Source organism: Acinetobacter terrae (assembly GCF_002135195.1).
Lineage (GTDB): Bacteria > Pseudomonadota > Gammaproteobacteria > Pseudomonadales > Moraxellaceae > Acinetobacter > Acinetobacter terrae.
Window position 1 is genome coordinate 52,544 of record NZ_NEGF01000013.1, and the last position, 22,666, is coordinate 75,209.

A 22,666-nucleotide genomic window follows, 5' to 3' on the forward strand; every position below is an offset into this window, starting at 1 on the left:
AATACATGAATCTGCTACTCATAGGTGTGTTATTGGCATTGATTGCCGTAGCCTATCAAATCGGGTTATCTAAAAGCCGTAGCCTGGCAGGTAAGGGAAATAACTCTGCGAAGTTGCACTCTCGTCCTGGATATTACGGTGCGTTGGTGGCTTTATGGTGTGGTATCCCTGCTTTTTTAATTTTACTGGTTTGGAATATTGTCGAACCGAATATTTTACGACATGTGATTTTAGATAATGTACCTGCAAATATTGCGGCAACATTAGATCAATCTGGCATGGAAGTTGTGATTGACCGTGTTCAGGCGATTGCCTCTGGCTTTGGCGTGAGTGATCAAGCCGCAGCCTATGAAATTGCGGCAGCACAACAATTATCCAGAATTGAAACGATTAGTTCTTTTGCTAAATTGGCAGTGGTGATCTGTACCGCTTTAGCGGGTCTGGTTTTGGCAAAAAAACGTGTAGCTCAACAATATCGTGCACGTAATCAGGTCGAAAAAACCATTAATATCGCTTTAGCCTTATGTTCTGGTGTAGCAATTTTAACCACCATAGGGATTGTGATGTCGATGTTTAGTGAAGCCATGCGCTTCTTTAACTTCGTCAGTCCACTCGATTTCTTTTTTGGTACAGAATGGAATCCGGGTTTTAGTACATCAGGAAATGCTGAAGGAAGTTATGGCCTGTTGCCGCTGCTGTGGGGCACACTGATGGTCAGTGGTATCGCTTTATTAGTCGCAGTACCAGTCGGTTTGATGATTGCAATCTATTTGGCTGAATATGCATCCTCTGGCTTTCGCTCTTGGGCTAAACCCGCGATTGAGGTTTTAGCCGGCATTCCGACCATTGTGTACGGTGTGTTTGCACTGATGATTATTGGCCCATTCTTTAAAATGCTTGGAGCAAGTATTGGGCTAGAGATTAATGCCACCAGTGCCTTAACCGCAGGTTTCGTGATGGGGATTATGATTATTCCATTCGTCTCTTCACTATCAGATGACATTATTACCCAGGTGCCTCGCGCGCTACGTGATGGCTCTTTAGGACTCGGTGCAACCAAGTCTGAAACGATACGTCAGGTGGTGTTACCTGCAGCCTTGCCGGGTATTATTGGTGCATTTTTACTTGCAGCATCTCGTGCGATTGGTGAAACCATGATCGTGGTTCTGGCCGCAGGGAATAGTCCGTTACTGCATGCCAATCCGCTGGAAGCGATTTCGACCGTGACCATTACTATCGTCAATCAACTTACAGGTGATACCGACTTTGCCAGCCCACAAGCATTGGTGGCATTTGCATTGGGTTTAACCTTGTTTGTGATTACTTTAGGTTTGAACATCGTTGCACTGTTTATCGTGCGTAAATATCGCGAGCAATACGAATGAGTACTTCTAATACATCTTCCATGGATCAGGCACGTGATCCACGCGTTTCTGCTGAATTGCGCGAAAAACGTAAACAAAGAATTAGTAATTCTTTGGCAAAGCGTCATCGCAAAGAAAAAATGTTTCGTATATTCGGCTTCTCTGCAGTCATTACCGGTCTGTTCTTTGTGGTACTGCTATTCGGAAGTATTCTGGCAAAGGGCTTACCGGCATTTTGGCAAACCAGTATGACGGTTCCAGTCTATTTTGACCCGACGGTAATTACTGCTGGCGCGAAGCCTATCAAAAAAGCAGGCGAATCTCCTGCCCATTTTCAAGAGCGCTTTATCGCTTGGCAAACTGAAATGGGGATGGTTGATTGGGATGCTTTAATCGTGAATGGATTAATTGCAAAAGACCCAAGTATTGCGTCTAAACGCGATGAGCTTGGAAGTCTGTATACCAGTTCAGAAGCGTACCGTATACGTGATCTGGTACTTGCAGATCCAGCATTGATTGGTCAAAAGAAAGATTTAAATATTTTGGCTGATGCCAATGTTGATGTATGGTTAGCAGGTAATATTGATCGCTCATTACCTGATGATCAGCAGCAATTAAGCCCAGAAGTTCGTCAACTGGCTGATGATTTAAAAGCCAAAGGTGTGCTTGAAAATACCTTTAATACCAATATTTTCACCAATCCAGACTCGCGAAGTTCTCCGGCAACTTCTGGTTTGGCCGGCGCATTCATGGGCTCATTGTTTATGATGCTGATCGTGATTTTTATCTCGATTCCAATCGGGGTGGCATCTGCCATTTATCTGGAAGAGTTTGCACCGAAAAATTTCATTACTGATGTCGTGGAAGTGAATATCAATAACCTTGCAGCCGTACCATCCATCGTGTTTGGTCTGTTGGGTGCTGCCATTTTTATTGGCTGGATGCAGTTACCCATTTCTGCGCCTTTGGTCGGTGGTTTGGTACTCAGTCTGATGACACTCCCGACTGTGATTATTACGACGCGTGCATCGCTTAAAGCTGTACCGCCATCAATTCGTCAGGCGGCATTGGGTTTAGGTGCTTCTCGAGTACAAACGGTATTTCACCATGTATTGCCACTTGCGATACCGGGTATCTTAACTGGTGCGATTATTGGTGTGGCACAAGCCTTAGGTGAAACAGCACCGCTGCTCCTGATTGGTATGAGTGCCTTTGTTGCGAGTGTTCCAGCTTCCCCCTTGGATCAATCAACAGCATTACCGGTACAAATTTTCTTATGGCAGGGCAATGAATTACGTAACTTCTTCGAAGGACGTACCGCTGCCGCAATTATTGTCTTACTTGCAATGATGGTGGGCTTAAATAGTCTGGCAATCTGGTTACGTAAGAAATTTGAAGTGCGCTGGTAAGAAAGGGCAATATATGAATACTGTAACAGCGATGTCAAAAACAAATTCCTTAGAGCAGGATGAATCCGTGAATCAAGATCAGAAACAATTTACCTCACCCGAAGTAGATAAAAAACGTCAAGGGACTTCATTTGTTTCGCAATTTGATACCCATCCTTCGGCTAAAAAAGAAAATGAAACATCCAATGTTAAAATAAGCACTACGGATGTACATGTTTACTATGGTGAAGCAGAAGCCATTAAAGGTATTGATATCAATATCTACGAAAATGAAGTGATTGCTTTTATTGGTCCATCTGGTTGTGGTAAATCGACTTTTCTACGTACTTTAAACCGTATGAATGACACCATTGATTCGTGTCGCGTGACGGGTAAAGTAATGCTAGATAACCAGGATATCTATGATCCAAACCTGGACGTGGTATTACTTCGCGCTCAAGTCGGCATGGTGTTCCAGAAACCAAATCCATTCCCGAAATCAATTTTCGATAACGTGGCTTATGGTCCAAAACTTCACGGTTTGGCACGTGACAAATACGACCTTGAAGAAATTGTTGAAAACAGCTTGCACAAAGCTGGTCTTTGGGATGAAGTCAAAGACCGTTTAAACCAACCGGGTACGGGTCTTTCCGGCGGTCAGCAACAGCGCTTGTGTATTGCACGTACTATTGCAGTTAGCCCGGAAGTGATTTTGATGGACGAACCATGTTCAGCACTGGATCCAATTGCTACGGCAAAAATTGAAGAGCTGATTTCAGAACTTTCGACGCAATACACCATTGCCATTGTGACACACTCAATGCAACAGGCTGCGCGTGTATCGGATCGTACTGCATACTTTCACTTGGGTGATTTGATTGAAGTGAATGCGACAGAGAAAGTATTCACTCAGCCAGATCATCAATTGACTGAAGCTTATATTACCGGTCGTTTTGGTTAATGAAGTGATGGTATAGAAAAAGAGCCGAAAGGCTCTTTTTTATTGAATCATCAATTTTTTAATCAAATATTTTTGTCTAAAAATGGAATACAACGTGTTCAGCTAGTAATCATTTAACCTTTATTTTTTATCCGATTATTATCTTTAGACATGTGGTTTTATGCTGAGAAAATGACTCAAGGTATGAAGCGCTTAAATGAAAAGAATCTCTGCAATTGGATGATTTATAAAATTCATATTGAATTTTCAATGTTTTGACCTCATGTTAAAGATAACTGCACATACAATTAGAGAAATCATTTTATATGTTATTCCATAACCCTAAATTGCCGGCTGAAATTCGAATTAGCCATTTAAATGCGCGCGTAAATGAACAACGTAAAAAAATTGCGCAAGCCACAGCATCTAGATTTGAACTGTTGCAACTCACTCAACAGCTTTCAAAAGAAGCCAAGTTACGTAAAAAGAATAATCAAAAAATTTATGTGCTCGATTTTAAGGGTGATACCGCTGCATCTGCAGTAGAAAGTTTACGTGAAGAAATTACGCTTATTTTAGCGACAGCAAAAGCAGGGCGTGACCGTGTGGTTGTTCGCCTGGAAAGCCCGGGGGGTATGGTGCATGGCTACGGTCTAGCGGCTGCACAACTGGTGCGTCTGCGTGATGCCGGTTTTAACCTGACGATTTGTGTGGATAAGGTTGCAGCAAGTGGCGGTTATATGATGGCGTGTATTGCCAACGAAATTGTTTCTGCGCCATTTGCCGTTGTGGGTTCAATTGGTGTGGTTGCTCAAGTGCCCAACTTCAACCGTTTATTGAAAGACAAGCATATCGATTTTGAGCTTTATACAGCAGGTGAGTTTAAACGTACCGTAACTATGTTTGGCGAAAATACCGCTGAAGGTAAAGCGAAATTTGAAGAAGAATTGCAACAAACCCATGAGTTGTTCAAGCATTTTGTTGAAAAATACCGTCCACAATTGAATGTTGAAAAAGTCGCAACAGGCGAGCACTGGTATGGAAAAGATGCGCTTGAATTAAACCTAGTCGACAAACTGCAAACTTCAGATGAATATCTACTCGGTTTATTGACACAGCATGATGTGTATGTGCTTGATATGCGTCGTAAACCAACTTTGGGTGAAAAGCTGGGCTTGCAAGCTGCACAAATGGCAGATGGTTTAGTGCCTGCAGTGATGAATAAAGTGATGGAAACATTGTCAAAAGCAAGTGCGAATGTTATTCAACTGCGTGATCCAAAACTTTAATTTAAAGTGATCTTCTGATTTTAAAATGGCGCTCTAATGAGCGCCATTTTTTTGACTGTATCTTAATATTCAGCTCAGCTTGAGCTGCTATGCTGCAACTAAAATACAGTCAACCAAGGTTTTTTATGACCCGGAACCCAACAATATCTTCTACAGATTTACTGATTCGATTTCTGCATATCGTCATCATCTTGAGCTTTAGTGGGGCTTATCTCACGGGGGATGCAGAAAAATGGCATCAAGTGCATATGGCATTTGGCTATACACTTGGTATTAGCCTGATTTTAAGAGTTTTATGGCAATTTTTTGCTCCTCGACTTGCCCATACTCAGCCTTCGGGAGTGAACCGTCGATTTCATGTGATCAAGCCATTTGTACAGCGCTATTGGGTGCAACCCCAGCAATGGCTTTCCCCAACATTTTTAAAAGCAGCCAGTTCCAGCTTGTTTCAGCTAAGCATACTGGGTATTTTTTGCTTGGTGCCTTTAACTGTGCTGGCAGGATTTTTAACAGACTATACGCATAGCCACAGTTTAAAAGAAGTGCATGAGTTATTTGCCAATCTGTTTTTAGCGAGTGTATTGCTACACTTGGCAGCACTGACACTGAATAGTGTTCTGCTTGAAAAATGGCTGGCAAAGCGTATGTTTTGGGGGGCAGAATCGCATTCATGGTTCACCCTGTTTACTTTAGTTCTGTCACTGAGCGTGTTGGTCGCTTTCTGGTTGTGGTACTTTAGCTAGGCTTTTATACTGACACCAGCACAGATGAAGCAGACCGTAGCTTGCAGCCCCGAGTGTTGCAAGCAGCATATCCATATGTGCATCCCAGACATCGCCTTGCTGGCCGTTGTAGTTTTCAGCATCTTCAGGTGATAAACCAATTGCAATCAGCCATTCAAGCCATTCATAAATTAAACTGGTGGCCATGATAAACTGGACCACCAATAAAAACAGCGTGAAGGGTTTAGCTTCAGGCAGCCATACATGAAACAGTCGCAGTAGCACGGGGTAGAGCAGTACACCACAGGCAAGATGCACTAAACGGTCATACATATTGCGTGACCAGCCCATCGATTGATTGAGGTCAAAACTGAACAGCTGAATTAGCCATTCGTTATAGGGCACATAGGAATACAGATAATGTGCTCCCACAATATGAATCAGTAAAAAAATAAGATAGAGCGAAAAACTGTAAAAACTTAAGCCGATTTTCTTTTGGGTAAACAACAAGGCAGCGAGCATAAATATTGTGCCGAGCTGATGCAGTATATATGCTTCAAATTCTAAAGGACGAATACTTGCGATCACTATGGCAATGGTTATAAAACCTAAACCAAGCCAGTGTTTTAAGGTGAATTCGTATTCAATCATCTTATTGTTTTCGACTATAAAGTAGTGGAATTATAATAAAAAAGCGAAGCCGAAGCTTCGCTTTTTCTGACTAAAATTTAATTAGATTTTAGCAATTAACTCTTTAATTTGTTTTGCTTGCTCAGCTGCATTACCTGTATACGTTGCAGGTGTCATCTCAGCCAAACGTGCACGATCCGCAGCAGGAACAGCTTCAAGTTCATTACCATTTACGAAATCTACCATCATTTCGCGAGTCATTGCTTGACCACGAGTCAGGGCTTTTAATTTTTCGTATGGTTTTTCTACGTTGTAACGACGCATAACTGTTTGAATTGGTTCAGCCAGTACTTCTTGAGCATGGTCTAAGTCTTCCGCAATACGCGCAGCGTTAAGCTCTAATTTGCCAATACCTTTTAAGCAAGCTTCAAAAGCAATCAAGCTTTGTGCAAAACCAACACCCATGTTACGAAGAACAGTAGAGTCAGTTAAGTCACGCTGCCAGCGAGAAATCGGAAGTTTTTCACCCAAGTGAGCCAATACTGCATTGGCCAAGCCCAAGTTACCTTCAGAGTTTTCGAAGTCAATCGGGTTTACTTTATGCGGCATAGTTGAAGAACCAACTTCACCTTCTTTCAAACGTTGTTTGAAGAAACCTAAAGAGATATAACCCCAAACGTCACGGTTAAAGTCGATCAAGATAGTGTTGAAACGACGAAGCGCATCAAAAAGTTCCGCCATGTAATCATGTGGTTCAATTTGAGTGGTGTACGGGTTGAAAGCTAAACCTAAAGATTCAACAAAAGCTTGCGAATGAGCAGGCCAGTTAATTTCTGGATACGCTGAATAATGTGCATTGTAGTTACCTACAGCGCCATTGATTTTACCCAGTAATTCAACATGGTTAAATTGTTTGATTTGGCGTGCAAGGCGGTAAGCCACGTTTGCCATTTCTTTACCCAAAGTGGTTGGGCTAGCAGTTTGACCATGCGTACGAGACAGCATTGGTTGTTCAGCGTGAGTTTCAGCCAAAGTCGCAATTGAGTCGATGATGCTTTGCATAGAAGCAACCAGAACATCACGACCATTTTTAAGCATTAAAGCGTGAGACAAGTTGTTGATGTCTTCAGAAGTACATGCAAAGTGAATGAATTCACCAGCATCTTTCAATTCATCAATGTGTGCAATTTTTTCTTTAAGAAAGTATTCAACCGCTTTCACATCGTGGTTAGTAGTACGTTCAATATCTTTAATGCGGTTTGCATCATCTTCAGAGAAATCAGCCACAATAGCATCTAAAGCAGCGTTGGTTGCTGCTGAAAAAGCCGGAACTTCAGTGATTTCAGGACGGTTTGCAAGCGCTTGTAACCAGCGCACTTCAACAGTCACACGAGCATGGATTAAACCAAACTCAGAGAGGAAAGGACGTAGAGCATCACATTTGCTCGCGTAGCGTCCATCTAATGGAGAAAGTGCGGTTAAAGCGTTCATAGCGATTCCTTAAACATTGGAATTAAACGTAAAACAAAGCCCGCACAGCATCAGTTAAACTACCTGATACTGTAAACGGGCAAGATCTTGAATATCTTGGAGCAGCTTGCGCTTACTGAAAATCATACCCCATGAACTGCCGCCCATCTGACGCCATAAGTGCGCCAGTTGCAGGCCAGTAAACAGGGAAGCGCGAATACGATTGGTATGAGAAGTATCTTTAAACGCTTGGGCATTACCTTTGACCATAATGCGCGGATTAATTTGTCCCGCGGTTTCAATATAGGCTTGGGCAAGGTTGGCAATAATGCTGGGATGTAGATAATTATTATCGAAGAACGACAGTTGTTTCAGAATTTTCTGCTGAGACTGTTGAATAATTTCAACGAATTTTGGATTGCTATAAACTTTTTTCTCTAACTGTAACAAGGCCATGGCATAGCTCATCGGCAACTTGGCGCTAGAGAGTTTGGGTAAACGAGATTTGGGCGAGGTGTTAAACGGTTGGTTAATACTACTTTCTAACGTTTTTAAACCGAGGGAAATGTCAGCAAGTTGATTAAAAAAATCTAAGGTTTGGCAGGATTCATTGGCGGTTGGACGGATATTCAGGCTGGCTTTGATGAGTTGTTCTAAATAGAAACTACCACTTTCACCAATACTCTGCTGTCCCGACATGGCGGTCATATGGGTCAGCTGTGTCGATTGAAACACAGCTGCCAACGCCAAAGCACGGTTTTGGCGTATATTCAAAGTTTGAGGCTGTTGAAAGGGTAACTCAGCCATGCCTATCGCTTCCTTTTAAATAAAATCAGGTTTTGGTGCATTGGTATGATGAATCACACCGCCACCTAAACAAACTTCATCTGCGTAGAACACTACACTTTGTCCTGGAGTCACCGCACGTTGCGGTTCGTCAAATTCAACACGTACGCCATTTGGCATATCGGTATCTTTATAAATCACACAGCCTTGATCGGGTTGGCGATAACGCGTTTTCGCAGTGCAACGGAAACCCGTCTCTGGAATCTCTTGTTCACCCGCTACCCAGTCAATCGCTTCACTCCAAAGTATAGTACTTTGCATCAGTGGATGTTCATGACCCTGACCAATGACGAGGCGGTTGTTTTCAATATCTTTATAAAGAACAAACCATGCACCTTCAGATTCGCCTTTAAGACCACCCAAGCCGATGCCGCCACGTTGACCGAGCGTATAGTACATTAAGCCGTGATGTTCACCAACCTCTTTACCTGTATCTAGATAAATTTTTCCAGCTTGGGCAGGCAAATACTGTTTTAAGAAGTCATTAAAACGACGTTCGCCAATAAAGCAAATGCCGGTTGAATCTTTTTTCTTGGCTGTGGCTAAACCTAGCTCTTCTGCAATTCTACGAACTTCAGGTTTTTCAATTTCACCCACAGGGAACAAAGTCTTGTTAATTTCACGACCATGTACAGCATGTAAGAAATAAGTTTGATCTTTATTTTGGTCAAAGCCGCGTAATAAAGGTGCGTATTCTTCACCACGCGAGTTGGTCATGGTTTCACCGCGACGGCAGTAATGACCTGTTGCAATAAAATTTGCACCCAGGTTAATCGCATGATCCAGAAAGGCACGGAATTTGATTTCTTTATTACATAAGATATCTGGATTTGGTGTGCGACTGGCAGCGTATTCCGCTAAAAAATGCTCGAATACACGATCCCAATATTCCATGGCAAAGTTGGCTGTATGCAGTTTGATGCCAATTTTGTCGCAGACGGCTTGCGCATCGGCAAGGTCTTCCATCGCCGTGCAATATTCCGTGCCGTCATCTTCTTCCCAGTTTTTCATGAAAAGTCCTTCAACTTGATATCCTTGTTGAAGAAGAAGTGCAGCAGAAACAGAAGAATCTACACCACCAGACATACCGACGATGACACGTTGTTGCATAGGATTAAGCATCCAAAGTTGAAATTAAGGGAGAATTTTTGTGCTCATAAACGAGCGATAAAGGATATTTTTGACCAGATAATGCATCTTCCACGGCTTTAATCACTAAGGGACTACGTGCTCGTGCAGATTCTTTTAACTCATCCAAGGTCATCCAGACTGTGCCCACTATATCTGTATCGAGCTTGGCATCTGGATGATATTGAACATCACGTGTCAAGAAGCAAAAACGATAGTAAGTACGGTCGGGAAACATTGGAGGAGTATAGGTATATATGCCAAGCAATGATTCGATTTCGACATCATGCCCAGTTTCTTCCATGGTTTCACGAACAGCCGCTTGAATGAGGGTTTCACCACATTCGACATGACCTGCAGGCTGGTTGAATACGGTGTGTGTGACACCTTCTGTATGTTCTTCAACAAACAGAAATTTTCCGTCTTTTTCAACAACAGTTGCAACAGTAACGTGAGCAGTCCAAGCGGTCATTGAAAAGCACCAAGGAATAAAAGGGCTATTCTACAAAATTTAGAGCGTGGTGGCTATGTTGAATTTGGAGGATATAACTTATAGTTTTAAACTATCTTTTAGAATTTCAATTTGTTCTTTGATTTCTTTAGTGAGATCATTTGATACGCTATGAAAATTTTGGAAGAAATGGAGGAAATTTTGAACATTATTCTTTTCGAAATAGTCACACATATTGTCTAGTAAGCGAATATAACTATTATTAAGGTCATAGATTAAATCAATTTTTTTCTCAGGTAGATTGTGGGAGTACAAATCTATAGACGAATAATATCTTAGAGTGTTGATTGATAACTCTCGTCTTTTTTGGATTAGTTCATTTTTATCTTCTAGATAATGAGGCAAGAGTACTTCAAAGCTATTTATTCTATTTTTACCTATCTCTAGGTAGAGATCATTTAAATGTATATCAAAATATTGAATATTTTCTTTTAATACTATAATCGCCTCTAATACTTTTTTTAAATCATTTTTTTCTAACTGAATATTGTATTGGACCTTCCATGAAACAAATCCAATAATTGCAACAATTGGGGTTAATACATAAGCCGTAGTTGTGATAATTGAGTTAATCCCTTTCATATCAAAAGCACATGCTAAAGACTTTCCTTGGCAAACTGCCATGCAATGGTAATCCTCCCATAAATAACCGAAGTTAAAAGTAGAGGTTAAGCAGCCATTAGAGGTGGCCTTCCTTTGTTTGCTTGGTGTGGTCTTTCATGGTTGTAATGCCACAGCCAGTTTGTTGCATAATCTTGTACTTCATCCAAAGTATCAAATAAATGTTTGCTCAGCCAACTATAACGTATGGTTCGATTATAGCGTTCAATATACGCATTCTGCTGTGGTTTACCTGGTTGAATATATTCAATACGAATACCTTGTTCAGTTGCCCAGCGTACAAATTCGTGACTGATAAATTCCGGGCCATTGTCACACCGAATAACTAACGGTTTTTCTCGCCATTCCAATAACTGATTCAATGTGCGAACAACCCTGATTGTGGGTAATGAGAATCCTGCTTCAATAGCCAAACCTTCTCGACGGTAATCATCAATTACATTCAATAGCCGGTACTTACGACCATCAGAAAGCTGGTCATGCATAAAATCCAGTGACCAGACCTGATTTGCTCGGATCGGCTCTTTCAGTGGTTCTGGTGCATGCCGTTTTAGTCTTCTTCTCGGTTTAATGCGCAGATTCAGTGCTAACTCACAGTAAATGCGATAAACACGCTTATGATTCCAAACATGGTTTTCAACATGACGTAGATAAGAGAAACACAGACCAAAGCCCCAATCTGTATTTTCTTCAGTGAGCTCAATGAGCTGTTCTGCAATTAATGCATTGTCATCGTTTAACTTGGACTGATAACGGTAGCAGGTTTCACTGATACTAAAAGTTCTGCAAGCCAAACGAATGCTAATGGCATAGTGGGTAACTGCCCGTTGTGCCATCTTACGTCGGCAAGATGGCCTCACCACTTTTTTTCCATCGCTTCCTGAATGATCTCTGCCTTTAAGCGTTCCTCAGCATACATCTTTTTAAGTCTGGTATTTTCTGCTTCCAGTTCTTTGAGTCTTGCCATTAATGATGTATCCATACCGCCATATTTAGCACGCCATTTATAGAAGGTCGCATTACTCATACCGTGTTCACGACAAAGGGCAGCTACAGGTGTGCCAGACTCCGCCTGTTTCAAAATGGACATGATCTGACTGTCAGTAAATTTAGATGTTTTCATGCAGAATCTCCTGCCTATACTTTAAGAGAAAATTCTACTTTTAGGTCCTATTATTTTCAGGGGGGATTACCTATTGAAAGAAACCACAGATAGATAAAATGATTACATAAACTAAGAGGTATAGTCCCACGTACTTTTCAATTTCCTTATGCATAAATCCTCATAGGAGTGTATTCTCGTTAAGTTCAAATACTTTTAGAAATCATAAGTAGTTTACGAAATAAGATTATATAAATAATGGAGGAAAGTCATTATTTATAATTTCCTGCCACCTTCACATAATGCCTTGCTGAATAAGGCAAAAATTCTTTTTCTTTATCGGTCAAAGGACGGACTTTTTGTACCGGACTGCCTACATATAAATAACCACTTTCAAGACGTTTACGTGGTGGAACTAAAGAGCCTGCTCCAATCATCACATCATCTTCAATAATCACATCATCTAAAACAATGCTGCTGATGCCAACCAATACACGATTACCAATGGTGCAGCCATGTAGTTTTACGTGATGACCAATGGTGACATCTTCGCCAATAATAAGTGGTGAACCTTCAGGCTTGTCGGCTTTTTTATGACTCACATGCAACATGGCATGATCTTGCACATTACTGTTTTTACCAATATGAATATGATTCACATCACCACGAATGACAGCAAAAGGCCACACAGATACATTTTCAGCCAAAGTCACGTCACCAATCACCACGGACATTTCATCAATGTAGCAAGTAGCATCAATTTTAGGATGGTGATCTAAATAAGGGCGAATATTCTTTTTCATCATGCGTATTCAGTGGCAATGGTATTATGTAGTCATTATAAAATAAAAAAGCACCCATACCGAAGTATGCGTGCTTTATCTTTAGTTTAAGGCTTAATTAAAATTTAAGTTTAATTAGAACAAATTGCTAAAGAATTGTTTGATGTGATCCATCATTTTTGCAAAGAAACCTGCTTCTTCAACATCTTGAAGTGCAACAAGTGGTTTTTCTGAAATGACTTTACCATCAATGCTGGCTACCAATTTACCAATCACTTGACCTTTTTTAAGTGGCGCAGTGAGTTTTGGTTGAACAACCAATTGGGTTTTGATCGCATTTGCCTGACCTTTCTGCATGGTCACATTGAAGTTTTCAGCTAAACCAATTTGTACGTCATTGTCTTTACCGTACCAAACTTTCGCTTTCGCTAAAACTTGATTTGCAGGTTGTACTTTAACGGTTTCAAAGTTTGCATAACCCCAAGCCAAGATTTCACGTGTTTGAGATGCGCGCTCGTTCATGCTTGGCGCACCAAAAATCACTGAAATTAAACGCAGTGGACCGCGTTTAGCAGAAGTGGTTAAACAGTAACCGGCTTCGTCAGTATGACCGGTTTTTAAGCCATCTACACTTGGGTCGGTATAAAGCAATGCGTTACGGTTACCTTGTTTAATGCCGTTAAAAGCAAATTCTTTTTCAGAGTAGATCGGGTAATACTTTGAACTGTCATGAATGATATGTTGCGCAAGCGTCGCCATATCTTTTGCAGTCGAGTAGTGACCTTCAGCTGGCATACCTGTTGAATTGATAAAGCTGGTATTGGTCATGCCGATACGTTTTGCTTCTTCATTCATCATGTGGGCAAAAGTGCCTTCATTCCCGGCAATATGTTCTGCCATGGCTTTAGAAGCATCATTACCTGACTGGATGATAATCCCGCGCAGCATTTCCAATGCTGTTGCAGTACCGTTAAGCGGTACATACATACATGATTCCGTGCTACTGCCACGACACCATGCCGATTCGTTCATACGAACTTTTTCATCTTCCGTGAGATCACCGCTCAACAACTTCTGTTCGATGATGTAACTGGTCATCATCTTGGTCATTGAAGCAGGGGCTAATTTTTCATTTTCATTTTTTGCTGCGAGGATTTGCCCCGTCTCATAGTCCATCAAAACATAAGATTTATTATTGAGTTCTGGTGGTGCAGATAAGACAGTTGCTGCGTATGTGAAACTAGGTAAAAGTAATAAGGCAGCAAGGGCGCTTTTTCTGGTCATTCTAGGTGGTTCCAATACGTGAATAAGGCACAAAGAGCCTAGCATTCTAGGATAAAGCTAGGCCGACTTCTATGGGGAAATCGGCTTATTTCAAAAGTATTGTAACCAATTTGTGTTAATTATTATAAGTCGTCAGTTCTTGGCAAATTTCTTTGTTTTTTGAGTCGCCGGCTTTTTTCGCATCAGTACGCGCTTCGGCTAAAATTGATTTAAATTTTTTCTCTTTGCTGAGCTTGGATAAAGCGGAAACAGCATCTTTTTCCTGGGGTAAATATTCCTGCGCAAGTTTAGAATATCCTCTCGAAAACTGCGCATCATCTTTCACCAGACTTGGGCAGACTTCTGACAGCACATAAATGGCAGCAAGTTCTTGTTGGGTCACTTTTTGAATCGGTGTGACTTCAATATTTTCGTCTTGTTGTTTTGCTGCGTGAGTCACTGAAAGTGACATTACAGCAGTGGTCAATAGACCTAAAGAAAGAGATTTGAACATGGATGATTTCATTTAAGCAGACCTAAATTATTTAAAAATATAACAATATAAATAAGCTTAACGATATTTTTAGTAATTGTAAGTACACAAATGTATTGAAGCTGTTGAAAATTGAAGAATTAATGAATGAAATTTGACTTATATTTATTTTATAAAAAAAAGGGCATGAAGGTGGATAATCTGCATGCCCATTTATAGAATGCTCGATAAGTTGAGTATTCTAGATAGATGATCTGTTGTGAATTATGCGTCGTAATTTACCACGTCATCACAAACTGATTTTTGTTCATCTTTACTGGTTTCTTTTGCAGCTTGGCGCGCTTCATCAAGAACAGACTTATATTCTGTATCTGCTTGAATTTTATCATAACTCATTGATTTATCTGAATAGTCTTGCAGGTAAGACTGAATGAGCTGATGAATATTGTGATCAAATTTTGCATTTTTACCCACAATTGCAGGGCATACTTCAGCCATAACTTGAGTCGAAGCAATGTCTTCTTTAATAATGGTATTGGCTTCTGCTTGAGTTAAGCCTTCATCGGCTAAAACAGCTTGTGATAAGAATGCTGCAAAACCTAAACCCAATAAGCTACGAAATGAGATCGTTGTAATCATTTTTTAGTCACACATTTTGAATGGATGTCGAGGGTTAAATATATATAATTCTTTATCTTATTCAATCAAATGTTCTGACCAGTCATTTTCCAAACCGTTACGAGATTTTTAAGTGAATATATTAATTGCCAATGATGATGGTGTTTTTGCTCCCGGTATCCAAGCGCTTGCGCATGCTTTAGCTCCTTTAGGACGTGTTGTTATTGTTGCACCTGAAAGTGAGCGCAGTGGTTATTCCAGTGCCTTAACTCTAGATCGACCTTTACGTCCCATTCAAATTTCTCCCGATGTTTGGGCAGTCAATGGCACACCGGCAGATTGCGTGTATCTGTCTATGAATGGTTTATTTGATTTTGAATTTGATCTGGTGGTCAGTGGTATTAATAGTGGCGCCAATTTAGGCGATGATGTTCTTTATTCTGGAACCGTTGGTGCAGCTTTTGAAGGTCGTCTAATGAAACAGCCTGCAATTGCGGTCTCTATGGCAGGGCAAAATGTTCGTTCATATGAGCACCCGAAAGATTATGCGGTTGCTGCACAATGGGTGCATGATTTTATTGCGTCGGGTTTGCCCGTTTTACCTCCACGTCACATCTTTAATGTCAATATTCCTGATGTACCCGAATTACAAGGTTCAAAAATTACCTATCAGGGTAGACGCAGTCAATCCAAACCGATCACCAGTCATGTAGACCCACGGGGTCGTCAAGTTTATTGGATTGGTCTGTCAGGTGAGGCAGTTGCGGAGCCTAAAAAAGGCCTGACTGAAATAGAGTCGGATTTTTTTGCCGTGGCAAATGGCTATGTCAGCATCACGCCGATTCAAATGGATGCTACAAATTATGACATTTTGAGCACATTACATGCACAGTTTTCCAAATAGTTGCAAGTAGTGTTATAACTTTGTGAAAATGTAGAATTGAAATAATTTTTTTTATATTTTTTTGCTAATCTTGGCGCAAATCAATAAATACATTTGTATGTAGAGAGGAAGATTAATGCACGTGGTGTCACAATATCGCTTATTTGCTGTGCCTTCAGCCTTGCTGAAAACCATTGTGTTGTCTACAGCTGTTATTTCCACTGTCATTTTGAGTGGCTGTGCTTCAAAACCACAAATTCATAATGCAACCCGTTATGCAGCTGCACCAGACTACTATACCGTTCGATCTGGAGATACTTTAAGTGGGATTGCCGCACGTTATGGCTTAGCTTATACCAGCGTTGCTGATATGAATGACATAACACCGCCGTATCGCATTTATGTTGGACAGTCTTTACGTTTAAAAGATTCTGGTTCACGTCGTACCACCACGACGCAAGCTGTGACACAAGCTGCACCGATTCAACGTCAAACCGTTCAACTTCCAACTACTCCAGCGAAAACCACTGCACCAGTTGTAGCCAATGTTCCAACTGCACCTGTGGCATCTTCTAAAGCATCTGCGTTACGTTGGGTCAAACCAAGCAATGGGTCTGTGCTGCAAAACTTTAATTTAGCCAATAATATTAAAGGGATTCGCTATACAGGCAATGTGGGTGACGCCATTTATGCAGCAGCAGATGGACAAGTGGTTTATGCAGCAGACGGCTTAAAAGAATATGGTAATTTGATTCTGATTAAGCATATTAATGGTTACATTTCAGCCTATGCACATAACAGTAAAATGAACGTGAAAAGTGGAGAAAATGTGACGGCAGGGCAAAAGATTGCAGAAATGGGTTCATCAGGTACAACCCGTACTATGCTTGAATTCCAGGTTCGTCTGGACGGCAAGCCTATTGATCCGACTAAGGTATTACCGATTAATTAAATAAATTAATGCATTACTTAAATTTCACCGTATAATACAATGAGTTGCTTTTATCGAAAGATAAAGCATCTCATAAGTTCAGAGGGAAATTTATGTTAGATCAACTTCGGGCAATGGGTGTTTTTGCTTGCGTTGTCGAAAAAAACTCGTTCAGTGGTGCAGCCCGCAATTTAGGTATCACCACCAGTGCTGTAAGTCAGCAAATTCGTTCTTTAGAACATGAGATGGAAGTTACACTTTTACATCGTTCTACCAGAAAGTTGAGTTTAACTGAAGCGGGACAAGCTTTTTTCCACAGCTGTCAAGAGATGCTCGCTGCTGCAGAGCGCGGAAAAATACGAATTAATGAGCTGCGTGATGATCTTGTTGGCGATTTACGTATTGCAACTACGCCAGAATTAGCTGCAAATCATGTCATTCCAGCATTGTCACATTGGATGTCTGCTCATCGAGGTTTGGCAGTTCATGTAGAAGCTGACAATCAATATATTGACCTGATTGAAGGTCGTATTGATATTGCGCTACGCATAAGTTCAAAAATTGAAGATAGTAATTTGCATGTGGTGCCGCTTGCTCGAGTTGAGCAGGTTCTAGTGGCTTCACCGAGTTATTTGAATCAGTCGACACCTATTTCACGTCCTGAGGATTTAAAGCATCATGATTTAATTCCAATGAATGTGATCAAAAATTATCAATATTTGTCATTCCAGCATGGTGTGACAAATGAAGACATTAGTTTGGAGATGCGTTCGAGATTGACCTCAAATAATGTCTTGGTTGCCAAAGCATTATGTCAGCAGGGACATGGGATCGCTCGAATTTTATATTTAGATGCACAAAAAGATTTAGTAAATGGCGCTTTGGTTGAAGTTTTACCGGAGTGGAAGTTACCAAGTTTTACCTTGTATGCGATTATTTCAAAACATGAACAACAGCCGATGAAAATTCATCGTTGTTTAGAGGCATTAAAACAATATTTCTGCCAATTACCCGGTGGTAGAATTTATCAAGAAGCTTCATAAAAGCCGATGAGTATGAAAAAAAGCCGCTATAAGCGGCTTTTCGTTTTTGAACGATTAAAGAATTAAGCTAAAAAGGCTTTAATCATTTTTACAAGACGAGAAATCAATTGATCGGCTTGTTCTTGAGTAATGTTTAAAGTAGGAAGTAGGCGAACAACAGAACCCGCTGTAACATTAATAATTAAATGATATTCATCACGGGCAATATTCACCAGTTCACCACATTCTTTCGGTAATTCAATACCAATCATTAGACCGAATCCACGGACTGTCACGTTTTGCTCGCTCAGCTGTTGAGCCAGTTGATCAACGATATAGCTTCCCATTTTTGCAGCATTTTCAACCAGATTTTCTTTTTGAATAAGATCAATCACGGTATAAACAACACGTGAACCTAATGCTGTACCACTATAGGTTGAACCATGGCTGCCAGCAGTCAATACACCTACACCACGACCCTGAGTCATCACGGCACCAATCGGGAAGCCGTTACCCAAACCTTTTGCAGTGGTTAAAACATCTGGAACAATGTTGGTATGCTGGTAAGCAAAGTATTTACCGGTACGGCCATTACCTGTTTGAACTTCATCAAGCATCATCAACCAGTTATGTTGGTTACAGATTTGACGAATTTCTTCGAGGTAGCTAAAACCTTGAGGTGCGGTATTTACACCGCCTTCACCTTGAATCGGTTCAACAAAAATCGCCACGATGTCCGGGTGATTAATTGCTGCTTCTTCAATGGCTTCAATATCACCAAACGGTACGCGAATAAAACCTTCAACCAGTGGTCCAAAACCTTCTTGAACTTTTTTATTTCCGGTTGCAGCAAGGGTCGCCATGGTGCGACCATGGAAAGAACGATCAGCAACAATGATTTTTGGACTGGCAATACCTTGCATTGATCCAAATTTACGGGCAATTTTAATTGCACCTTCATTGGACTCTGCACCACTGTTCGAGAAGAAAATTTCTTCCATGCCTGAAACTTCAGCAAGTTTTTGTGCTGCAGCAGTTTGCCAAGGCACTTCAAACAAGTTGCTGGTGTGAATGAGAGTTGCCGCTTGATCAGCAATGGCTTCAGCAATAACAGGATGAGCATGACCTAGACCACATACAGCAATACCTGTAAGTGCATCAAAATATTCAGTGCCATCTTCTGTATAAAGATAAGAACCTCGACCGCGAACAAAGCTGATCGGCTGACGGCCAAATACTGGCATCAAGTGTGAAGGTTGATCAGATTGCACCGGAGCAAGGGTAATGTTATTCATGACTAACTCTTATCTGTTAGGTGGGAAAATAAAAGTTTATATAAGCAAAAACTGCTACAGAATAAAAGCCCAAATGTAAATAAAAATGGAAATATTGCTTTAGTCATACTGTTTTGTTAAGTTTTGGGTATAATGCGAGGCAGATTAGTTGAGGATTTATCAATGACTGAACAAGCACGCGACACTGAAGCGTTAATTCGTGACCAAATTGCTAAACATGCAGTACTTCTTTATATGAAAGGTACGCCGCAATTCCCACAATGTGGTTTCTCTGCACGTGCGGTAGAAGCACTCAGTCAAATTGGTCGTCCATTTGCTTATGTAAACATTTTGGAAAACCAAGACATTCGCGCAACTTTACCGCAAATTGCAAATTGGCCTACATTTCCACAATTGTGGATCAATGGCGAATTAATTGGTGGTAGCGATATCATGCTTGATATGTTCCAAAAAGGTGAATTAAAATCTTTGGTAGAACAGCATAGCCCAGCACCTGAAGCTTAATTCAGTTGCGAAGTGATTAAAAAAGCGCCTTGTGGCGCTTTTTTAATGCTTGTTTTTAATTAAGGATTTTTAAAGAAGCAGATTACTCTACTTCTGCCTTATTCTTGCTGCTGTCTTTAGATTCGACTACATCAGCAGGAAAAGGTTGTTTTTCCGCTTCTTCTTTCAGCTTTTTCTTGGACTTTTTTTTCTTTTTTTTCTTTTTCTTGGTCTCTTCCTCAAAGGCTGCACCATCTTCAATGGCTTGCCAATATTCAAGTTGCTCCATAACCGCAGCATAAATTGAATTTTTGCTATAGCGACCTTTCTTATTTAGAGTGCCGACAGGGCGAGCCATGAGAATTTCTAAAGCCTGGTCGATGGTTTGAATGGCATGAATATGAAATTGACCTTTTTCAACCGCTTCAATGACATCGTGTCGCAACATCAAATGTTGCATGTTTTGGCGTGGAATAATCACACCTTGTTTGCCGGTTAAACCTTGTAATTTACAAGCATCGAAGAAGCCTTCAATTTTTGCATTTACACCGCCAATCGGTTGTACTTGACCGAGCTGATTCATTGAACCCGTAATTGCCCAAGACTGGTCAATTGGCAGTTGGCTAATCGCAGACAATAATGCAGAAAGTTCCGCCACAGTTGCACTGTCACCATCTACCTGACCATAGCTTTGTTCAAAGGCGAGGGCAGCAGAGAAATGTAGAATCTGTTCACGACCAAAATGTGCCTTTAAGAAACTCGACATCAATAACACACCTTTGGCATGTAAGGAGCCACCGAGTTCCACACTGCGCTCAATATCCAGAATATCTCCACCACCTTGATAAACTGAAGCGGTTAAACGTGAAGGCAAACCAAATTCAACATCTGCATACTGAATCACAGAGAGGGCATTGATCTGTCCTAAACGATGACCTTTGGTTTCAATGAGCTGTGTGCCACGAGACAAATCTTCCCAATACAATTCACGTAAATAACCTAGGCGGTACTTACGATGATCGAGCGCGGTATTGATATGCTTGTCGGTAACGATTTTGTCACCTGATTTTTCCGCATGATGATGTGCCTCGCGAATCAAATCACCCAAAGTCAAAGCATGTAATGACAATGAACTTTGGTCTTCAGCTTGACGACTTGAATCGGTCAGTAATGCAGCTAAAGCAGAACGGTCAAAAGGCAATAATTTGTCTGCTTGCACATAATCGGCAATCAGCTGCATATACGCCTGCTCATTACTGTCATTACGTTGTAATGTATCTGTAAAGTCAGCGCGAATTTTAAATACACTACCCAGTTCTGGTTCAACTTCTAGTATTTCATAATAAACTTCAGGTTCTGCAAGTAAAACCACTTTTAAATTCAATGGAATAGCTTGAGGTTCAATCGAAATACTGCCGGTTAAAGTCAGCATGTGTTCCAGTGAAGATAATTTCAGCTGCCCTGATTTTAAGGCGCGTTTTAACCCTTGCCATGCATAAGGCTGTTCGAGCAGTTGCTCAGCTTCGAGCATTAAAAAGCCGCCATTGGCTTTATGTAATGTACCTGGGCGAATCAGGGTGAAGTCAGTGGTAATGGTGCCATTTTGAGTAAGCTGTTCGACATGACCCAATAAATTGTAATGCGTTGGGAAATCTTCAAAAATGACCGGTGCGCCAGAATTTGGCTTGTATGAAACAATGATATTGGCTTGATAACGTGCAGGCACGCGGCTAAATAGACCTGGAGTAAAGTCATCTTCTTCTTGCTCAAGCACGATTTCGACATTGTTAATAATGTCTTCGGCATAATATTTGAGATAGTCTTTTAAGCCTTCGACTTCACCAAATTTATTCAGGATTTGCTCGATACGCGGCATCACCACTTGTTTTGCGATATCACGATTCAAGCTTTGTACTTTGTCGCGTGCATCATCTTCCAAATCGCCTAAATGCAAGCCTAAGCGTTCCAGTTTTTTGTCCATGTAACGCATGTTGGTTGAAATTTCAGCACGTTCTTTGCTGTTTAGCGCATTAATTTCCTCTGAGGTCATTTCTTGAGGGGAATCATCAATGAAATGAACCGGAACAAAACAATGTTCTTCATGACGTGTAATTAATTTCAAATCCAGCGCTTCACCTTCTTTGGTGAGTTCAATCAACGCTTGCTGTTGTTCATCCGCAATTTGCTGGCGAATCAGTTCAATTCGATTGTGATAAATTTCTGCGGTAAAACGACGTTCTAATTGTTTTAAGATAGTTTGCCAAGTCTGATGCAACAACGTTTGAAACTTAGCTGCTTGACCCGATGGAAGCTCTAGCGCAATCGGTTGACGCGGCAGTTTGAAGTTATTGACGTAAACCCAGTCGTTTGGTGTCGGCATTGTTTTGGCGTGTTGTTGCAATAAACGCTTAATCATCGTGCGTTTGCCGAGGCCCGCCGTACCCACAGCAAAAATGTTATAGCCTGAATAAGGTAAAGCAATACCTGCTTCTACAGAGGCACGCGCGCGATCTTGCCCCAGAAAATTATTCAGGGGTTTCAGTCGACGCGTTGACGCAGGAATTTTATCGTAATTAGGAATATGCGTCAGTTGTTCAGATTTCAGTTTGGTTTTTTCTAAAGTGCTTTGTATTTCTGGTTGTTCAAATGCTGAAGTTAAAATGTTTTGGCTCGGTAGTTCAATGTTGCTGATAATATTGGCGGATAAAGAAGAGTTCATTTGCTCGAGTCTTTGGGTCACTGTGAAAATCCAAAACGAAATATTGCGGTAGAGATTTAAAGGTATACAGGTTTGTTTGAAAAATTCAAGCGGACATGATGCTTTAATCGATAAAATAAAATAATCATTTCGTAAATATTGTTGAAACCTATCGCATTACGCGTTT

General features: G+C 40.9%; 22 protein-coding genes. 9 read left to right on the forward strand and 13 right to left on the reverse strand.

Annotation, left to right across the window (positions count from 1 at the left end):
* The first annotated feature begins 5 nt into the window (after positions 1-5).
* From pstC to B9T23_RS13450, 5 genes are all read left to right on the forward strand, one after another.
* Complete coding sequence (gene pstC / locus B9T23_RS13430; RefSeq protein ID WP_086194478.1) at positions 6-1,385, forward strand: phosphate ABC transporter permease subunit PstC; 1,380 nt, start codon at positions 6-8, stop codon at positions 1,383-1,385.
* Positions 1,382-2,773 (forward strand): phosphate ABC transporter permease PstA, encoded by a 1,392-nt coding sequence (gene pstA, locus B9T23_RS13435; RefSeq protein WP_086194479.1) that lies wholly within the window; start codon positions 1,382-1,384, stop codon positions 2,771-2,773. Before pstC ends, pstA begins: the two co-directional genes overlap by 4 nt.
* 13 nt (positions 2,774-2,786) lie before the next feature.
* Complete coding sequence (gene pstB / locus B9T23_RS13440) at positions 2,787-3,713, forward strand: phosphate ABC transporter ATP-binding protein PstB (RefSeq protein WP_067725073.1); 927 nt, start codon at positions 2,787-2,789, stop codon at positions 3,711-3,713.
* A 305-nt stretch (positions 3,714-4,018) separates the two neighbouring features.
* Positions 4,019-4,981: a protease SohB gene (gene sohB, locus B9T23_RS13445; RefSeq protein WP_067725075.1), complete on the forward strand. Its 963-nt coding sequence runs from the start codon at positions 4,019-4,021 to the stop codon at positions 4,979-4,981.
* A gap of 125 nt (positions 4,982-5,106) precedes the next feature.
* Complete coding sequence (locus tag B9T23_RS13450) at positions 5,107-5,724, forward strand: cytochrome b/b6 domain-containing protein (RefSeq protein WP_086194480.1); 618 nt, start codon at positions 5,107-5,109, stop codon at positions 5,722-5,724.
* On the opposite strand, the gene B9T23_RS13455 is transcribed toward B9T23_RS13450, so the two are convergent.
* The 11 genes from B9T23_RS13455 to B9T23_RS13505 all read right to left on the reverse strand — a co-directional run bounded on the left by B9T23_RS13455 (position 5,680) and on the right by B9T23_RS13505 (position 15,188).
* Positions 5,680-6,354 (reverse strand): DUF2238 domain-containing protein, encoded by a 675-nt coding sequence (locus tag B9T23_RS13455; RefSeq protein WP_086194481.1) that lies wholly within the window; start codon positions 6,352-6,354, stop codon positions 5,680-5,682. The genes B9T23_RS13450 and B9T23_RS13455 overlap by 45 nt on opposite strands.
* Positions 6,355-6,435: 81 nt before the next feature.
* Complete coding sequence (gene purB, locus B9T23_RS13460; RefSeq protein WP_086194482.1) at positions 6,436-7,824, reverse strand: adenylosuccinate lyase; 1,389 nt, start codon at positions 7,822-7,824, stop codon at positions 6,436-6,438.
* A gap of 54 nt (positions 7,825-7,878) precedes the next feature.
* Positions 7,879-8,610 carry a high frequency lysogenization protein HflD gene (hflD, locus tag B9T23_RS13465; RefSeq protein WP_086194483.1) on the reverse strand — a complete coding sequence of 244 codons (732 nt, stop codon included), beginning with the start codon at positions 8,608-8,610 and terminating at the stop codon, positions 7,879-7,881.
* A 15-nt stretch (positions 8,611-8,625) separates the two neighbouring features.
* A complete protein-coding gene (mnmA, locus tag B9T23_RS13470; RefSeq protein ID WP_086194552.1) occupies positions 8,626-9,759 on the reverse strand; it encodes a tRNA 2-thiouridine(34) synthase MnmA in 1,134 nt (377 codons plus the stop codon).
* Positions 9,760-9,763: 4 nt separating this feature from the next.
* Positions 9,764-10,249: an NUDIX hydrolase gene (locus tag B9T23_RS13475; protein ID WP_086194484.1), complete on the reverse strand. Its 486-nt coding sequence runs from the start codon at positions 10,247-10,249 to the stop codon at positions 9,764-9,766.
* A gap of 78 nt (positions 10,250-10,327) precedes the next feature.
* Positions 10,328-10,912, reverse strand: a complete 585-nt coding sequence (locus B9T23_RS13480) for a hypothetical protein (protein ID WP_143222526.1) — start codon at positions 10,910-10,912, stop codon at positions 10,328-10,330.
* Positions 10,913-10,956: 44 nt separating this feature from the next.
* Positions 10,957-12,032 (reverse strand): IS3 family transposase gene (locus tag B9T23_RS13485; protein WP_143222527.1). Its coding sequence is split into 2 segments (ribosomal slippage): positions 10,957-11,780 and positions 11,780-12,032, totalling 1,077 coding nucleotides; the frame shifts between segments, so codons are not numbered across the junction.
* 251 nt (positions 12,033-12,283) lie between these two features.
* A complete protein-coding gene (locus B9T23_RS13490) occupies positions 12,284-12,814 on the reverse strand; it encodes a gamma carbonic anhydrase family protein (RefSeq protein WP_086194485.1) in 531 nt (176 codons plus the stop codon).
* A gap of 114 nt (positions 12,815-12,928) precedes the next feature.
* Positions 12,929-14,077 carry a D-alanyl-D-alanine carboxypeptidase PBP5/6 gene (dacC, locus tag B9T23_RS13495; protein ID WP_067725088.1) on the reverse strand — a complete coding sequence of 383 codons (1,149 nt, stop codon included), beginning with the start codon at positions 14,075-14,077 and terminating at the stop codon, positions 12,929-12,931.
* 115 nt (positions 14,078-14,192) lie between these two features.
* Positions 14,193-14,582: an MCR_0457 family protein gene (locus B9T23_RS13500; RefSeq protein ID WP_086194486.1), complete on the reverse strand. Its 390-nt coding sequence runs from the start codon at positions 14,580-14,582 to the stop codon at positions 14,193-14,195.
* A gap of 231 nt (positions 14,583-14,813) precedes the next feature.
* A complete protein-coding gene (locus tag B9T23_RS13505) occupies positions 14,814-15,188 on the reverse strand; it encodes an MCR_0457 family protein (RefSeq protein WP_086194487.1) in 375 nt (124 codons plus the stop codon).
* Positions 15,189-15,300: 112 nt separating this feature from the next.
* Here B9T23_RS13505 and surE point away from each other — a divergent pair, with 112 nt between their 5' ends.
* The 3 genes from surE to B9T23_RS13520 all read left to right on the forward strand — a co-directional run bounded on the left by surE (position 15,301) and on the right by B9T23_RS13520 (position 18,024).
* Positions 15,301-16,071, forward strand: coding sequence for a 5'/3'-nucleotidase SurE (gene surE / locus B9T23_RS13510; RefSeq protein WP_086194488.1), 771 nt, complete (start codon positions 15,301-15,303; stop codon positions 16,069-16,071).
* A gap of 115 nt (positions 16,072-16,186) precedes the next feature.
* Positions 16,187-17,002, forward strand: a complete 816-nt coding sequence (locus tag B9T23_RS13515) for a peptidoglycan DD-metalloendopeptidase family protein (protein WP_086194489.1) — start codon at positions 16,187-16,189, stop codon at positions 17,000-17,002.
* Positions 17,003-17,094: 92 nt separating this feature from the next.
* Positions 17,095-18,024 carry a LysR family transcriptional regulator gene (locus tag B9T23_RS13520; protein ID WP_086194490.1) on the forward strand — a complete coding sequence of 310 codons (930 nt, stop codon included), beginning with the start codon at positions 17,095-17,097 and terminating at the stop codon, positions 18,022-18,024.
* 62 nt (positions 18,025-18,086) lie between these two features.
* On the opposite strand, the gene B9T23_RS13525 is transcribed toward B9T23_RS13520, so the two are convergent.
* On the reverse strand, positions 18,087-19,298 hold the full coding sequence (locus B9T23_RS13525; protein ID WP_086194491.1) for an aspartate aminotransferase family protein: 1,212 nt from the start codon (positions 19,296-19,298) through the stop codon (positions 18,087-18,089).
* Between the two features lie 162 nt (positions 19,299-19,460).
* On the opposite strand from B9T23_RS13525, the gene grxD reads away from it, so the two are divergent.
* The gene (gene grxD / locus B9T23_RS13530; protein ID WP_067725102.1) at positions 19,461-19,802 is read left to right on the forward strand and encodes a Grx4 family monothiol glutaredoxin; all 342 of its coding nucleotides are present in this window, start codon (positions 19,461-19,463) and stop codon (positions 19,800-19,802) included.
* An 82-nt stretch (positions 19,803-19,884) separates the two neighbouring features.
* Here the strand turns inward: grxD and B9T23_RS13535 are convergent, their stop codons facing one another.
* Positions 19,885-22,500 carry a Lon protease family protein gene (locus B9T23_RS13535; protein WP_407640430.1) on the reverse strand — a complete coding sequence of 872 codons (2,616 nt, stop codon included), beginning with the start codon at positions 22,498-22,500 and terminating at the stop codon, positions 19,885-19,887.
* Positions 22,501-22,666: the final 166 nt, after the last annotated feature.

Bases quoted from the DNA above. Each gene is read 5' to 3' on its own strand.
- pstC (WP_086194478.1), top strand. From the start codon at position 6: ATGAATCTGCTACTCATAGGTGTGTTATTGGCATTGATTGCCGTAGCC.
- pstA (WP_086194479.1), top strand. From the start codon at position 1,382: ATGAGTACTTCTAATACATCTTCCATGGATCAGGCACGTGATCCACGC.
- pstB (WP_067725073.1), top strand. From the start codon at position 2,787: ATGAATACTGTAACAGCGATGTCAAAAACAAATTCCTTAGAGCAGGAT.
- sohB (WP_067725075.1), top strand. From the start codon at position 4,019: ATGTTATTCCATAACCCTAAATTGCCGGCTGAAATTCGAATTAGCCAT.
- B9T23_RS13450 (WP_086194480.1), top strand. From the start codon at position 5,107: ATGACCCGGAACCCAACAATATCTTCTACAGATTTACTGATTCGATTT.
- B9T23_RS13455 (WP_086194481.1), bottom strand. From the start codon at position 6,354: ATGATTGAATACGAATTCACCTTAAAACACTGGCTTGGTTTAGGTTTT.
- purB (WP_086194482.1), bottom strand. From the start codon at position 7,824: ATGAACGCTTTAACCGCACTTTCTCCATTAGATGGACGCTACGCGAGC.
- hflD (WP_086194483.1), bottom strand. From the start codon at position 8,610: ATGGCTGAGTTACCCTTTCAACAGCCTCAAACTTTGAATATACGCCAA.
- mnmA (WP_086194552.1), bottom strand. From the start codon at position 9,759: ATGCAACAACGTGTCATCGTCGGTATGTCTGGTGGTGTAGATTCTTCT.
- B9T23_RS13475 (WP_086194484.1), bottom strand. From the start codon at position 10,249: ATGACCGCTTGGACTGCTCACGTTACTGTTGCAACTGTTGTTGAAAAA.
- B9T23_RS13480 (WP_143222526.1), bottom strand. From the start codon at position 10,912: ATGGCAGTTTGCCAAGGAAAGTCTTTAGCATGTGCTTTTGATATGAAA.
- B9T23_RS13490 (WP_086194485.1), bottom strand. From the start codon at position 12,814: ATGAAAAAGAATATTCGCCCTTATTTAGATCACCATCCTAAAATTGAT.
- dacC (WP_067725088.1), bottom strand. From the start codon at position 14,077: ATGACCAGAAAAAGCGCCCTTGCTGCCTTATTACTTTTACCTAGTTTC.
- B9T23_RS13500 (WP_086194486.1), bottom strand. From the start codon at position 14,582: ATGAAATCATCCATGTTCAAATCTCTTTCTTTAGGTCTATTGACCACT.
- B9T23_RS13505 (WP_086194487.1), bottom strand. From the start codon at position 15,188: ATGATTACAACGATCTCATTTCGTAGCTTATTGGGTTTAGGTTTTGCA.
- B9T23_RS13515 (WP_086194489.1), top strand. From the start codon at position 16,187: ATGCACGTGGTGTCACAATATCGCTTATTTGCTGTGCCTTCAGCCTTG.
- B9T23_RS13520 (WP_086194490.1), top strand. From the start codon at position 17,095: ATGTTAGATCAACTTCGGGCAATGGGTGTTTTTGCTTGCGTTGTCGAA.
- B9T23_RS13525 (WP_086194491.1), bottom strand. From the start codon at position 19,298: ATGAATAACATTACCCTTGCTCCGGTGCAATCTGATCAACCTTCACAC.
- grxD (WP_067725102.1), top strand. From the start codon at position 19,461: ATGACTGAACAAGCACGCGACACTGAAGCGTTAATTCGTGACCAAATT.
- B9T23_RS13535 (WP_407640430.1), bottom strand. From the start codon at position 22,500: ATGAACTCTTCTTTATCCGCCAATATTATCAGCAACATTGAACTACCG.